The sequence below is a fragment of the Paenibacillus sp. Y951 genome (genome assembly GCF_056786395.1).
In genome coordinates, this window is the sequence record NZ_JBXCIY010000010.1 from 131,416 (window position 1) to 144,133 (window position 12,718).

General features: G+C 39.3%; 13 protein-coding genes. All 13 read left to right on the forward strand.

The window, feature by feature from the left end; genetic code table 11:
* Nucleotides 1–3 precede the first annotated feature (3 nt).
* The 13 genes from AC1TPB_RS15645 (at nucleotide 4) to prfB (ending at nucleotide 12,684) form a co-directional block, all read left to right on the forward strand.
* Complete coding sequence (locus AC1TPB_RS15645; protein ID WP_482077356.1) at nucleotides 4–726, forward strand: cytidylyltransferase domain-containing protein; 723 nt, start codon at nucleotides 4–6, stop codon at nucleotides 724–726.
* Nucleotides 726–1,712 (forward strand): UDP-2,4-diacetamido-2,4,6-trideoxy-beta-L-altropyranose hydrolase, encoded by a 987-nt coding sequence (gene pseG, locus AC1TPB_RS15650; RefSeq protein WP_482077357.1) that lies wholly within the window; start codon nucleotides 726–728, stop codon nucleotides 1,710–1,712. The genes AC1TPB_RS15645 and pseG overlap by 1 nt, the downstream gene beginning before the upstream one ends.
* On the forward strand, nucleotides 1,705–2,751 hold the full coding sequence (gene pseI / locus AC1TPB_RS15655; protein ID WP_482077358.1) for a pseudaminic acid synthase: 1,047 nt from the start codon (nucleotides 1,705–1,707) through the stop codon (nucleotides 2,749–2,751). The genes pseG and pseI overlap by 8 nt, the downstream gene beginning before the upstream one ends.
* Entirely contained in the window at nucleotides 2,748–3,929 is a 1,182-nt protein-coding gene (gene pseC / locus AC1TPB_RS15660; protein WP_482077359.1) for a UDP-4-amino-4,6-dideoxy-N-acetyl-beta-L-altrosamine transaminase, read from the forward strand. Before pseI ends, pseC begins: the two co-directional genes overlap by 4 nt.
* Complete coding sequence (locus AC1TPB_RS15665; RefSeq protein ID WP_482077360.1) at nucleotides 3,922–5,268, forward strand: DUF4910 domain-containing protein; 1,347 nt, start codon at nucleotides 3,922–3,924, stop codon at nucleotides 5,266–5,268. Before pseC ends, AC1TPB_RS15665 begins: the two co-directional genes overlap by 8 nt.
* Nucleotides 5,265–6,068: a formyl transferase gene (locus tag AC1TPB_RS15670; protein ID WP_482077361.1), complete on the forward strand. Its 804-nt coding sequence runs from the start codon at nucleotides 5,265–5,267 to the stop codon at nucleotides 6,066–6,068. The genes AC1TPB_RS15665 and AC1TPB_RS15670 overlap by 4 nt, the downstream gene beginning before the upstream one ends.
* A 143-nt stretch (nucleotides 6,069–6,211) precedes the next feature.
* On the forward strand, nucleotides 6,212–6,796 hold the full coding sequence (locus AC1TPB_RS15675) for a hypothetical protein (RefSeq protein ID WP_482077362.1): 585 nt from the start codon (nucleotides 6,212–6,214) through the stop codon (nucleotides 6,794–6,796).
* A 22-nt stretch (nucleotides 6,797–6,818) separates the two neighbouring features.
* Nucleotides 6,819–7,202 carry a hypothetical protein gene (locus tag AC1TPB_RS15680; RefSeq protein ID WP_482077363.1) on the forward strand — a complete coding sequence of 128 codons (384 nt, stop codon included), beginning with the start codon at nucleotides 6,819–6,821 and terminating at the stop codon, nucleotides 7,200–7,202.
* A gap of 1 nt (nucleotide 7,203) precedes the next feature.
* On the forward strand, nucleotides 7,204–7,641 hold the full coding sequence (locus AC1TPB_RS15685; protein WP_482077364.1) for a protein-export chaperone SecB: 438 nt from the start codon (nucleotides 7,204–7,206) through the stop codon (nucleotides 7,639–7,641).
* A 226-nt stretch (nucleotides 7,642–7,867) separates the two neighbouring features.
* Nucleotides 7,868–8,065 (forward strand): cold-shock protein, encoded by a 198-nt coding sequence (locus AC1TPB_RS15690; protein WP_482064228.1) that lies wholly within the window; start codon nucleotides 7,868–7,870, stop codon nucleotides 8,063–8,065.
* A 199-nt stretch (nucleotides 8,066–8,264) separates the two neighbouring features.
* On the forward strand, nucleotides 8,265–8,813 hold the full coding sequence (gene hpf / locus AC1TPB_RS15695; protein WP_482064227.1) for a ribosome hibernation-promoting factor, HPF/YfiA family: 549 nt from the start codon (nucleotides 8,265–8,267) through the stop codon (nucleotides 8,811–8,813).
* A 210-nt stretch (nucleotides 8,814–9,023) separates the two neighbouring features.
* The gene (gene secA, locus AC1TPB_RS15700) at nucleotides 9,024–11,534 is read left to right on the forward strand and encodes a preprotein translocase subunit SecA (protein WP_482077365.1); all 2,511 of its coding nucleotides are present in this window, start codon (nucleotides 9,024–9,026) and stop codon (nucleotides 11,532–11,534) included.
* A gap of 42 nt (nucleotides 11,535–11,576) precedes the next feature.
* A protein-coding gene (prfB, locus tag AC1TPB_RS15705) for a peptide chain release factor 2 (RefSeq protein ID WP_482077366.1) occupies nucleotides 11,577–12,684 on the forward strand; the annotation gives its coding sequence in 2 pieces (ribosomal slippage) (nucleotides 11,577–11,648 and nucleotides 11,650–12,684; 1,107 coding nt in all).
* Nucleotides 12,685–12,718: the final 34 nt, after the last annotated feature.

Here is a 12,718-nt window from a genome sequence, read left to right on the forward strand (position 1 = left end):
TAGATGAAAATAATTCTAATTATCCAGGCACGAATGGGATCTTCTCGTCTTCCTGGGAAAATTCTTAAACCATTAGGACGTGTGGATAGTTTAACCTATGTCACAGAACGATGTCGAAAAATAGCAGGTGTCGCTGAAGTGATTGTTGCCACATCTACACTCCCGCAGGATGATACAGTTGAAACATGGTGTATCGCTCATAATATTGCCTACTATCGAGGTTCAGAAGACGATGTGCTCGATCGCTATATACAATGTGCGAAGCAATACAATCCTGATTATATTATGCGGGTAACTTCAGATTGTCCGTTTGTTGATTATGAGCTGGCTTCGGAAATGGTTGCTTTAATGCAAGAGCAGCAGGTTGATATTATAGATTTGGCGAGTGATCTACCGCGAGGGCTCGCTGTGGAAATTATTTCCTACAAAGCACTACAATACATTGATAAGCACGCTCATGAACAGCGTCATCGTGAGCATGTCACTTATTACGCATATGAATATAAAGAGAAATTTACAAGGGTAGACTATACAGCTCCGACTAGTCGCCACTATCCAGAGCTTCGGATTACACTGGATACTGTAGAAGATTATTCCTTAATATGCAATATAGCCGATCATTTTTCTGCAATAGATGTTTCTAGTAGTGATGTTATTCAATATTTATTAGCTCATCCCGAAGTTGCGCAGTTGAACGCATATATTGAGCAAAAGCCGGTGACGTAATGGATATATTAATTCGCACAGACGCATCCAATGAGATCGGTAGTGGACATGTTATGCGCTGTTTAACGATAGCCTATCATCTCCAAAAGCTAGGGCATCATGTAACGTTCTGGATGGAGCCGTTACCAGGCAACATGATTGATCTTGTAGAAAAACAAGGTTATGTCGTTATTCAGCAGGAGCAAGCTGTCGATATATTAATAGTAGATCATTATCAACTAGATATAATGTGGGAGCAGCAGATGAGAAAGTTAGCACGGAAAATTATTGTTATTGATGATCTAGCCAATCGTAAGCATGATTGCGATCTTTTATTAGATCAAAATGTGATAGCTAATTATGAACGCCGTTATGATGAACTTGTTCCAAAGCATTGCAAAAAGCTACTTGGACCAAAATATTTGATTATGCGCGATGAATTTATTGAAGAACGAGCAAAGCAGACGCTACGTACAGGTGAAGTAAATCGTTTACTTGTATTTATGGGGGGCAGTGACCCAACCAATGAAACGATGAAAGTGTTACATGCATTGATGGAAACGACAACGAAATTCCAACATGTTGACATCGTTGTTGGAATGAGTAATGTTTATCGAACAGAAATCGAAGAGATTTGCCGTAAGCATCATTATAGCTACCATTGTCAAATTGATTACATGGCGCAATTAATGAGCAAAGCTGATTTTTCAATAGGTGCTGGTGGTTCTACTACCTGGGAAAGATGCTATGTAGGTCTTCCTTCAGCAAGTACAATTGTCGCTCATAATCAATTAGCATCAACAGAGATGGCGGAGCAGCTATCTGCCATAATTAATTTGGGATGGCATGAACAGGTGACATCGCAAACGTATGTACAACTATTAGATTCCTTGCCGAGTCAGGGTGAGAGAATTCAACATATAAGTGAGCAGGGATTGAAAATAACGGCGAGCCAAGATCAACCGAACCCTTGGCTGCAAGAAATGGTGGAAAGTCATTATGATTAAAATTGGAACGAGAGAAATAGGGAAGCATGCGAAGCCGTTCATTATTGCGGAAATGTCAGGAAACCATAATCAGTCATTAGAAAGAGCATTGCATTTGGTAGAATTGGCTGCAGAGGCAGGTGTTGATGCTGTTAAGCTACAAACCTATACTCCAGATACGATTACATTAGATGTTCATACCGATGAATTTTTCATTTCCAATGAGAAAGACCTATGGAAAGGACAATCTCTATATAACTTGTATGAGAAGGCATATACACCATGGGAATGGCATAAAGAAATATTCGATAAATGCAATGAGCTTGGCATACTTGCATTCAGTTCGCCATTTGACGAGACAGCAGTTGATTTCTTGGAGAATTTGAATGTACCTGCTTATAAAATAGCTTCTTTCGAAAACGTAGATATTCCATTAATCCGTAAGGTTGCTAGAACAGGTAAACCTATTATTATCTCTACAGGAATGGCATCAGCAGCTGAACTAGACGAAGCAGTACGAGCAGTACGAGCAGAAGGAAATGAACAAATTGTACTTCTCAAATGTACAAGTACATATCCAGCCTCCGCAGCTAACTCAAATCTAGCAACGATTCCGCATATGAAGGAGCTTTTCCAAACGGAAATTGGCTTATCCGACCATACGATGGGGATAGGAGTATCGGTAGCTGCTGTAACATTAGGTGCTACTGTTATTGAGAAACATTTCACAACATCTCGTGAAGAAGGTGGAGTTGATTCTACATTTTCAATGGAGCCGCATGAACTGAAATTATTAGTAGAAGAAACGGAAAAAGCGTGGCAAAGTATTGGACATATTCAATATGGTCCAACCGAAGCAGAAAAACCTTCAGTTAATAACCGTCGATCCCTTTATGTTGGTGAGGATATGAAGGCTGGAGATGCATTCAATGAAACGAATCTTCGCAATGTTCGTCCAGGCTTAGGTTTGGAAACGAAATATTACGATCTAATTATAGGTAAGCAAATTAAAGCTGATGCAGCTAAAGGGACAGCAATAAGCTGGGATCTATTATTATGAGTAAGAGTACTATAAGTAAGAGAGAGCAATTTCTACCCTACGGGCAACAATGGATCGATGATGAAGATATTGAAGCGGTCATTACAACATTACGCTCTCCGTATCTAACAACAGGACCGAATATTCAGCAATTTGAAGAAGCAGTAGCAGCTTATGTAGGTGCGAAGTATGCGGTAGCCTTTGCCAATGGAACAGCGGCACTACATGGAGCCTGCTATGCTGCAGGTATAACAGAAGGCGATGAAGTGATAACTACGCCAATTACTTTCGCGGCTAGTAGCAATTGTGCTAGATATATGGGCGCAGATGTTGTTTTCGCAGATATTGATAAAAATACGTACAATATTGATCCTGCAGATGTCGTGAGTAAAATTACGAGTCGGACAAAAGCGATTATCCCTGTAGATTTTACGGGACAACCCTGTGAGATTGACGTTATTATGGAAATCGCTAGAGAACATCAACTCGTCGTCATTCAAGATGGTGCACATTCGCTTGGAGCTGAATATAAAGGTGAGAAGATCGGCTCTCAAGCTGATATGACGATGTTCAGTTTTCATCCAGTCAAACCTGTTACTACAGCAGAAGGCGGCGTAATCGTTACGAATAGCGAGCAATATTATGAAAAACTGAAGTTATTCCGAAGCCACGGTATCACTCGCACCCCTTATGCAGAAGAGCAAGGCGAATGGTATTATGAAATGGTTGATCTAGGCTACAACTATCGCATGACTGATTTACAGGCATCACTCGGTATCTCGCAAATGAAAAAGCTAGATTCATTTATGAAACGTCGCCGTCAGTTAGCGGCAATCTATACTGAACTACTGAAGGATATTCCATGTGTACGGGTGCCATTTCAGCTAGCAGTTACGAATTCCGGCTGGCATCTATATTCGATCCAGATTGATCAAGAAGTGATTGGCAAGAGTCGCAAGCAGATTTTTGAGGCAATGCGTGCAGCTAATATCGGTGTACATGTGCATTATATTCCGGTATATTGGTTTCCCTATTATGAACAGCTAGGATATGAGAAAGGGCTATGTCCAATCGCTGAGCAATGGTATGGACAGGCGTTAACATTACCTCTTTATCCGAAGATGACCGATGAGGATGTAAGGGATGTCGTTGATAGATTAAGTACGGTATTGCTAGATAGGATGAATACAGATGAATGAATTACAGCAGATGGACGAATTGTTTGATCGATTGTTTCCTTTGTTTAGAAGTATTACAGGGGAAGGAGTTAGGCAAACGCTAGATATTCTTGGCGAATATTTACCACTAACGGTAGAAGCAGTCCCATCAGGTACAGAAGTATTTGATTGGACAATTCCGCAGGAATGGGTTATCCGTGAGGCATGGATCAAAGATTCCCAAGGGCGGGAAATTATTAATATTACAAATAGTAATTTGCATATATTGAATTATAGCGAACCTATTGATCAAATTATATCTTTAAGCGAATTGAAAGAGCATGTATTTACTATTCCTCATCAGCCAGACGCGGTGCCTTATGTTATTTCTTATTACAAGGAGCGCTGGGGTTTTTGTATGTCGCACAACCAGTTAACTACTCTTGAGGAAGATCAATATCATGTCTATATCGACAGTGAAAAAATAGATGGCGTCTTAAATTATGCCGAGGCCATATTGCCAGGGAAATCGAATAAGGAAATATTGATTACTTCGTATATTTGTCATCCCTCAATGGCAAATAATGAATTAAGCGGACCTATTGTGGCTGCCTTTTTATATAATCGCTTGAAAAATTGGGAGCAACGTGAATTTACGTATCGCTTTGTGTTTCATCCAGAAACGATTGGTTCTATTGCGTATTTGGCGAAGCATGGTCAACATTTACGAGACAATCTCTATTCCGGGATGGTACTTACCTGCTTAGGTGGTAAAGATAAACCGTTAAGCTATAAAATGGCTCGCAACGACAAGGCACCATTGAATGAATTGGTACAGTTTCTCGTACAGCATGAGAAACGTGATATGACAATTCGTCGCTTTTCGCCTTTGAATGGATCAGATGAACGACAATATTGCTCTCCAGGCTTTAATTTGCCGATAGGGCAATTTTCGCGGATGATATATGGTCAATATGCTGGATATCATAATTCGCTTGATACGAAGGAAGCGATGACCATTGAAGCTTTGCTACAAAGTGTAGACGAATTAGAAGAGATTTTGTTATTACAGGAGCTTAATGGTTATTACCATAACCTCAAGCCTTTTGGTGAGCCAAAACTTAGTAAATACGATTTGTATCCCGATATTAATTCACCACTCAACAGGCATGGTTCAACCAACACATTAATGGATAATCGTCAGCATTTGAATCAAGTATTAATGATTTTGAATTATTCTGATGGTGAACATACTCTAGTCAATATTGCTGCCAAGATGCATTATCCGTTAAGAGATTACCGAGCATCTATAGATAAATTAAAAGAAGTTGGATTACTTGCTGGTCCATTTCGTAATAAGGAAGGAGTTGCTTGGAGATGAAGGTAGTATTGTTGACAGGATCACATCCTAGACATTTATATGTCGTCAATCAATTAATGAGTACGGGTTTTGTGGTTGGACATGTAATCGAACAACGTGGAGAGCTTGTTCCGCAACCACCTGGTGGACTCGAAGAGCAGGATCGACTTAACTTTATTCGACATTTCGTTGATCGTGATAGCTCTGAGCGTACACTTTTCTCAGGAAGCAATGTTGTACTAGATGATATCGCTACGTTGAAAGTAACGATGGCCTCATTGAATGCTCAATCAACAATAGATTGGGTGAAGTCATTGGATGCAGATCTCATGATTAGTTACGGCGTACATAAATTAAGTGATGAACTGCTAGCGGCTGGTCCGGCACATGCTTGGAATATTCATGGTGGCTTATCGCCATGGTATCGTGGCAATACGACATTATTTTGGCCGTTTTATAATTTGAAGCCGAATTGGGCAGGTATGACGATCCACAAATTAACTTCACGCTTAGATGCTGGCGATATTCTTCATCATTCTGTGCCAGAGCTACAATATGGCGATGGCATACATGATGTGGCTAATCGAGCTGTTATACAAGTAGCGGAGGATTTGAAAAATATATTATCAACATTTGAGTTGTCTGAGCTAACATATAGCAAACAAAAAAGCTCAGGCAAGCTCTATGTCACTACAGACTGGCAGCCACAGCATTTGCGAGTTGTATATCAGCTATTCGACAACGACATCGTCGATCAATTTCTAGATGGGAAATTACCGAACGTCCAGCCGCCACTAGTTAATGTTTTTGCAAGTGAATAATAAGACAAAGCAACCAAACTTACTTTAGTAGTGAGTTTGGTTGCTTTGACGTAAGGCTATTGTATATCTTAGTGAAAGGGTTGTCATAATAGGAATAATTATGTAATATGTAGGGTAACAATAACGGTGGTGAAATTAAAAAAATGGGTTATGAGAAGACTTATCATTGTTTCCATGGCACTACGTTGGACAAGTACGAGAGTATACAAGCAACGAGACGATTTATTTATGAAGAACGGAAAAATCATTGGTTAGGCAATGGTGTTTATTTTTTCTTGGATGATTACGCTAAAGCTCAATGGTGGTCTAGGATGGCTGTTAAAAAACAAAAACAACAAGATCCGAAAGAATACTTTACCCCATGTGTGTTATATTTAGAGGCCAAAGTGGATATAGATAAAGTGATTGATCTTAATATAGAGTCTGGTGCTGAAAAGTTGAACAATTTCATAACCTTCTTGAGGGACAATGGAATGGAAATTGAGGCTGAAGCTAATCCGAACTTATCTGAAAAGGAAAGACAGCATTATTTTAGATGCACTGTCATGGATTTGTTGGTTAAAAGTAAAGACTATATGGCAAGTTGTTATTTGTTCCCGGATGAAGAACATAAGCCCTACAAGTTTAAAGAGTTGACTAATTATGGTATAGTAGCTAATAAGGGTAATCAGATATGCATATATGATCAGTCTGTATTAGATTTTTCAACAATAAAGATATATGACTAGATTATTTTATTGAGGTGAGAACATGTTTGATATTAATAAAGTCAAAGAGGCGGCTAATGAATTAGGATTGAAGATTACACTAAACTCTCCTACTCCTGGTATGAGATTTTTAGCAAGTGATGGTGCAATAGACTTTGTAACTTTTGATGAGTTACAGGAATCTTTGATGCTAGAATTTAAACAAAACTCTTGTAAAGAAGAACTACGTTATGAAATAAAACCCCAGCCATCGTTTACGATAAATATTTCATCCACTAAAGAAATGACTACAAAAGTATATGATGTTGAAGAAATTAAACTCAATGTATTAGGTCATAACAAAGTGTCCCATAAAATGGAATTACCGAAGAAAGATAAAGATGCCGAGAAAAATCACTATCCAGATTCAAACACGGAGGCAGCATAAAATGGCAGCAATCAGTTTTGAAGATTATTATGTTGATGAAATCACGTATAAAAAAAATAAAGACTTCCAAGGCAATGGAGCAATCGAATTAAGTACTGAGTTTGAATGCACCATAGATATTAAATCTGTAGATGAAGCAGAAGTTTTACTTAGTTCCCAAATTGGCAATCTAACAACAGATAAATCGCCTTTTGAAATTAAAGCAAGCATCGTTGGTAGTTTTACCTTCAATGAAGAGGAAAGTAATGGTGAAACATTTGAGAAGTTTTTATCTCAAAATGCAATAGCTATATTGTTCCCATATTTAAGAAATCTTGTTTCAGACGTTTCGTCTAAGTCTAATGAATTCCCAACATTATTATTACCTGTAGTTAATGTTGTAAAATTATTGGAACAAAAAAAAGCCATCACTATTAATCGCATAAATCCTAATGAATAAGAAACTTTTATCAAATATAATTGATAAAGGTTTCTTATTTTGTAGTATACTAATTTCTAAAAAAATTAATGGCGGTAGTTGTTTCAATAACATTTATATATTATTCGGATAAATATGTATCCGTTTACAAAAACACATTGACAATTTCAACCAACCTATTGTATATTCAAATAGTGGCTCATTAATGAGCCTATACAGTATTTGAATACGAAGGGAATGTTTGCACATGCAAGGAAAAGTTAAATGGTTTAATGCAGAAAAAGGTTACGGTTTCATCGAATCAGATCAAGGTGGCGATGTATTCGTACATTTCTCCGCTATTCAAACAGAAGGCTTCAAAACGCTTGAAGAAGGCCAAGAAGTAGAATTCGATATCGTTGATGGCGCTCGTGGTCCACAAGCTGCTAACGTCAACAAACTGTAATTATACGGCTGCATAGCCCTTTTTTATAGTTATAAAAGTGAGAAGGGACTTCCTACGCGGAAGTCTCTTTTTGTATGACTTATTATGTAATAATTAGAAATCTATAATATTATCAGAATATTCACAATAAACTAAAATCTATTTTACTAAACGTAATTGCATATGATATAATAAGAATATGTTAAAGGAGGAGTGCCACATGAACTACAATATCCGAGGACAACGCGTTCCAGTTACCGATGCACTAAGGGACTACACTGAGAAGAAACTCAGCAGATTGGAGAAATATTTCGATCCTTCGATCACCTCCGAAGTAAACGTTACACTTTCTGTTACAAAGGGACAACATACGGTGGAGGTTACGATACCGGCATCTGGATTAATCCTTCGAGCAGAAGAACAAAGCGAAGATATGTACGCTTCTATAGATCTTGTTATTGACAAATTAGAGCGTCAAATTCGCAAACATAAAACTAAATTGAATCGCAAATTCCGTCAAGCTAGCGGATCAAAAGCACTTTTCCGTGAAAATTCTACTTCAGTATCTACATTGGAGGATGAGGAGGAAGATTTCGAACTTGTCCGTACAAAGAGCTTTACATTTAAGCCAATGGACATAGAGGAAGCGATACTTCAGATGAATATGTTGGGTCATACATTCTTCGTATTTTCTAATTCTGACAGTAAGTCAGTTAGCGTTGTTTACAAGCGTAACGATGGGAAATACGGATTAATAGAGCAAAGCTAAATTTAACTTGAGGTTCAAAAGCAGGCTTTTTGAACTTCCACTGAATAAATGATACAGGTATCTCGGCGTGCTACATAGGTAGCAACGACTGAGATACCTGTTTTAGCATTCCCTTTTTAATGGTTATTACCAAAGGGAGATACATTGCGATTACAGCAACAAACTGTTACAATCTTTAACATAAAGACGTACAATCGGAAGGGGAAAGTCATGCTCGGATTTGTAAAAAAGATATTTGGAGATTTTAATGAGAAAGAAGTAAAACGATTAACGAAGATCGTTGAGCAAATAAACGAGATGGAGCCGCAGTATGTGGCATTGTCCGATGAACAACTTCAAGCGAAGACCGGCGAATTCCAAGATAGAGTTGCGAAAGGCGAGGAACTAACTGCTATATTACCTGAGGCTTTTGCAACAGTACGGGAAGCGTCCAAACGCGTATTGAATATGCGCCATTTTGACGTTCAATTATTGGGTGGTATGGTTCTTCACGAAGGCAAAATCGCAGAGATGAAAACAGGTGAAGGTAAAACTTTAGTTGCTACTTTACCCGTTTATTTGAATGCTCTTGCTGGTAAAGGTGTACATGTTATTACGGTCAATGGTTATTTAGCTGAGCGTGATAGTCTTCTTATGGGAGAATTGTATAATTTCCTTGGCTTAACGGTTGGTTGTAACTTGCATGGTTTGACGCATGCACAGAAGCAAGAAGCTTATGCTTGTGATATTACTTACGGAACGAACAATGAGTTTGGCTTCGATTATTTGCGTGATAATATGGTGCTGTACAAAGAACAGATGGTGCAACGTCCATTATTCTTTGCGATCATTGATGAGGTGGACTCCATTCTAGTCGATGAAGCGCGTACGCCGCTTATTATTTCCGGACAAGCTGCGAAGTCTACAGAATTATATGATTTGGCACAACGACTTGTGACTCGTATGGTACCTGAAGAAGACTTCACCATCGATATTAAATTAAGAAGTATCATGCTTACTGAAGCTGGTGTTACGAAGGGTGAACGTGCTTTCGGGATCGATAACCTATTCGATCATGCGAACGTAACGATCAACCATCATATTCAACAAGCTTTGAAAGCTAACAATATTATGAGACGTGATGTTGATTACGTTGTTGAGAATGAAGAAGTTGTGATCGTCGATGAATTTACAGGTCGTCTAATGGCTGGTCGTCGCTATAGTGAAGGACTGCATCAAGCTATTGAAGCGAAAGAAGGCTTGAAGGTTCAGAACGAAAGTATGACGCTTGCTACCATTACGTTCCAGAACTACTTCCGGATGTATCGTAAATTAGGTGGTATGACAGGTACAGCGAAAACAGAGGAAGAAGAATTCCTGAAAATCTATGGATTAGACGTTATTCAAGTGCCAACGAATCGTTCGATGATTCGTAAAGATCTTCCCGATGTTGTCTACAAAACGATCAAAGGTAAGTTCAAAGCAGTTGTTGATGAAATTGTTGAACGTCACAAAACGAATCAGCCTGTACTAGTAGGTACGATTTCTATCGAAAACTCCGAAGTGCTTGCAGAAATGCTAAAGCGCCGCGGTGTACAACATAAAGTGTTAAATGCGAAGTTCCATGCTGAGGAAGCGGAAATCATTACTCGCGCAGGACAACCAGGTTCAGTTACGATTGCAACGAATATGGCTGGTCGTGGTACCGATATATTGCTAGGTGACAGTGTTCCTGATATTGGCGGTCTACACATTATTGGTACAGAGCGTCATGAGAGCCGTCGTATTGACAATCAGTTGCGTGGTCGTGCTGGTCGTCAAGGTGATCCAGGTTCTTCTCAATTCTATCTATCGCTTGAAGATGAGTTGATGCGTCGTTTTGGTGCTGAAAATATTATGACGATGATGGATCGTCTTGGTCTTGATGAAGATCAGCCGATTGAAAGTCGGATGATTTCAAAAGCGGTTGAATCCGCACAGAAACGTGTAGAGGGTAATAACTTTGATACTCGTAAAGTTGTCCTGCAATACGACGATGTGATGAACCAACAGCGTGAAGTGATCTACAAGCAACGCCGTGACATTCTAGAATCTGAAAATATTCGTGAAGAAGTTATGAATATGATCAAACCAGTCATTGAACGTACGGTTGATGCTCATTGCTTAGAAGATATTCCAGAGGATTGGGATCTACAATCCGTTATTGAGTTCGTGCAAGCGAACTTGCTTGATGAAGGTGTTCTAACGCGTGATGATATTTGGGGCAAGGAAAAATCAGATATTGTCGATATTATCTACAATAAAGTTGCCGCAGCATATGATGTGCGTGAGGAGCAATTGGGTGAAGTAACGATGCGCGAATTTGAGAAGGTAGTTGTACTTCGCGCGGTTGATTCCAAATGGATGGATCATATTGATGCGATGGATCAATTGCGTCAAGGTATTCATTTACGAGCATATGGCGGTACTGATCCACTTCGTGAGTATCAATTCGAAGGCTTTGAGATGTTCCATGGAATGGTTGAAAGCATTCAAGAGGAAGTTTCCACGTATATTATGAAGGCTCGCGTGGAAAGTAATCTTGAGCGTCAAGAAGTTGTGAAAGGTCAGACCTCATCAACAAATGGTGGCGGTGAAGATACTGTCAAAAAACCAGTCCGCCGCGATGATCGTGTAGGTCGTAACGATATTTGTCCTTGTGGTAGTGGTAAGAAATATAAGCAATGTCATGGTATGAATTAATATCATACGTATAAGACGATATTTTGAGATGAAGGTGTTTCTATGTTAGATATTACATTAAAACAAGATTTGCGCGAAATAGCTAATCGATTACAGACGCTTAGGGGGTCTCTTTGACTTAGAGATTAAGCATGATATTATTGCTAACTTTGAGGAAAAGATGTCCATGCCAGATTTCTGGGATGACAATATGCGCGCTCAAGGCGTAATCGCTGAATTAAATGCTGTCAAATCGGTCGTTGACGACTACAATAGCTTTGAAACGAGTCATCAAGAGTTAATGATGATACTGGAGCTTGTTGAGGAAGACGAAGATGAGGATATGGTTGCTGAACTTACACAAGGATTAGCTACCCTGCAGAGTAAGCTGTCCGACTATGAGCTACAGTTATTGTTGAACCAGCCTTATGATCGATTGAACGCTATTCTTGAATTGCATCCAGGTGCTGGTGGCACAGAGTCACAGGACTGGGGACTAATGCTTTACCGTATGTACACTCGTTGGGCTGAGAAACGTGGTTTCAAAGTTGAACTGCTAGACTATCTTCCAGGTGATGAAGCTGGTATTAAAAGTGTAAGTATACTGGTTAAAGGATTTAATGCTTACGGATATTTGAAGGCGGAGAAGGGTGTGCATCGCTTGGTGCGAATCTCACCATTCGATTCTGCTGGTCGTCGACATACGTCATTTGCATCTTGTGATGTTGTTCCAGAAATTGACGATACGATCGAAATAGAGATTCGTTCTGATGATTTGAAGGTTGATACGTATCGTGCGAGTGGTGCGGGCGGTCAGCATGTCAATAAGGTCGAATCAGCTGTTCGTATTACGCATATCCCTTCTGGAATTATTGTAGCTTGTCAACAGGAACGCTCGCAAATTGCGAACCGTGATCGTGCGATGAAAACATTACGATCCAAATTATATGAGCGTAAAATTGAAGAACAGCTGAAGGAGCTTGCAGAAATTCGCGGCGAGCAATCCGAAATCGCCTGGGGAAGCCAAATTCGTTCCTATGTATTCCATCCCTATAGTATGGTCAAAGATCATCGTACATCTGTAGAAACTGGGAATGTTAATGCAGTAATGGACGGCGATATTGATATGTTTGTAGATGGCTACTTACGCAATCAAATTCGCCAAAAGTAAGAAGTTTATTTGCGAGGGAGAGTTTTTACACAGT

Excerpts from the sequence above, each read along its gene's own strand:
- pseC (WP_482077359.1), top strand. The coding sequence starts at position 2,748 with ATGAGTAAGAGTACTATAAGTAAGAGAGAGCAATTTCTACCCTACGGG.
- pseI (WP_482077358.1), top strand. The coding sequence starts at position 1,705 with ATGATTAAAATTGGAACGAGAGAAATAGGGAAGCATGCGAAGCCGTTC.
- pseG (WP_482077357.1), top strand. The coding sequence starts at position 726 with ATGGATATATTAATTCGCACAGACGCATCCAATGAGATCGGTAGTGGA.
- secA (WP_482077365.1), top strand. The coding sequence starts at position 9,024 with ATGCTCGGATTTGTAAAAAAGATATTTGGAGATTTTAATGAGAAAGAA.
- AC1TPB_RS15645 (WP_482077356.1), top strand. The coding sequence starts at position 4 with ATGAAAATAATTCTAATTATCCAGGCACGAATGGGATCTTCTCGTCTT.
- AC1TPB_RS15665 (WP_482077360.1), top strand. The coding sequence starts at position 3,922 with ATGAATGAATTACAGCAGATGGACGAATTGTTTGATCGATTGTTTCCT.
- AC1TPB_RS15675 (WP_482077362.1), top strand. The coding sequence starts at position 6,212 with ATGGGTTATGAGAAGACTTATCATTGTTTCCATGGCACTACGTTGGAC.
- AC1TPB_RS15690 (WP_482064228.1), top strand. The coding sequence starts at position 7,868 with ATGCAAGGAAAAGTTAAATGGTTTAATGCAGAAAAAGGTTACGGTTTC.
- hpf (WP_482064227.1), top strand. The coding sequence starts at position 8,265 with ATGAACTACAATATCCGAGGACAACGCGTTCCAGTTACCGATGCACTA.
- AC1TPB_RS15670 (WP_482077361.1), top strand. The coding sequence starts at position 5,265 with ATGAAGGTAGTATTGTTGACAGGATCACATCCTAGACATTTATATGTC.
- AC1TPB_RS15685 (WP_482077364.1), top strand. The coding sequence starts at position 7,204 with ATGGCAGCAATCAGTTTTGAAGATTATTATGTTGATGAAATCACGTAT.
- AC1TPB_RS15680 (WP_482077363.1), top strand. The coding sequence starts at position 6,819 with ATGTTTGATATTAATAAAGTCAAAGAGGCGGCTAATGAATTAGGATTG.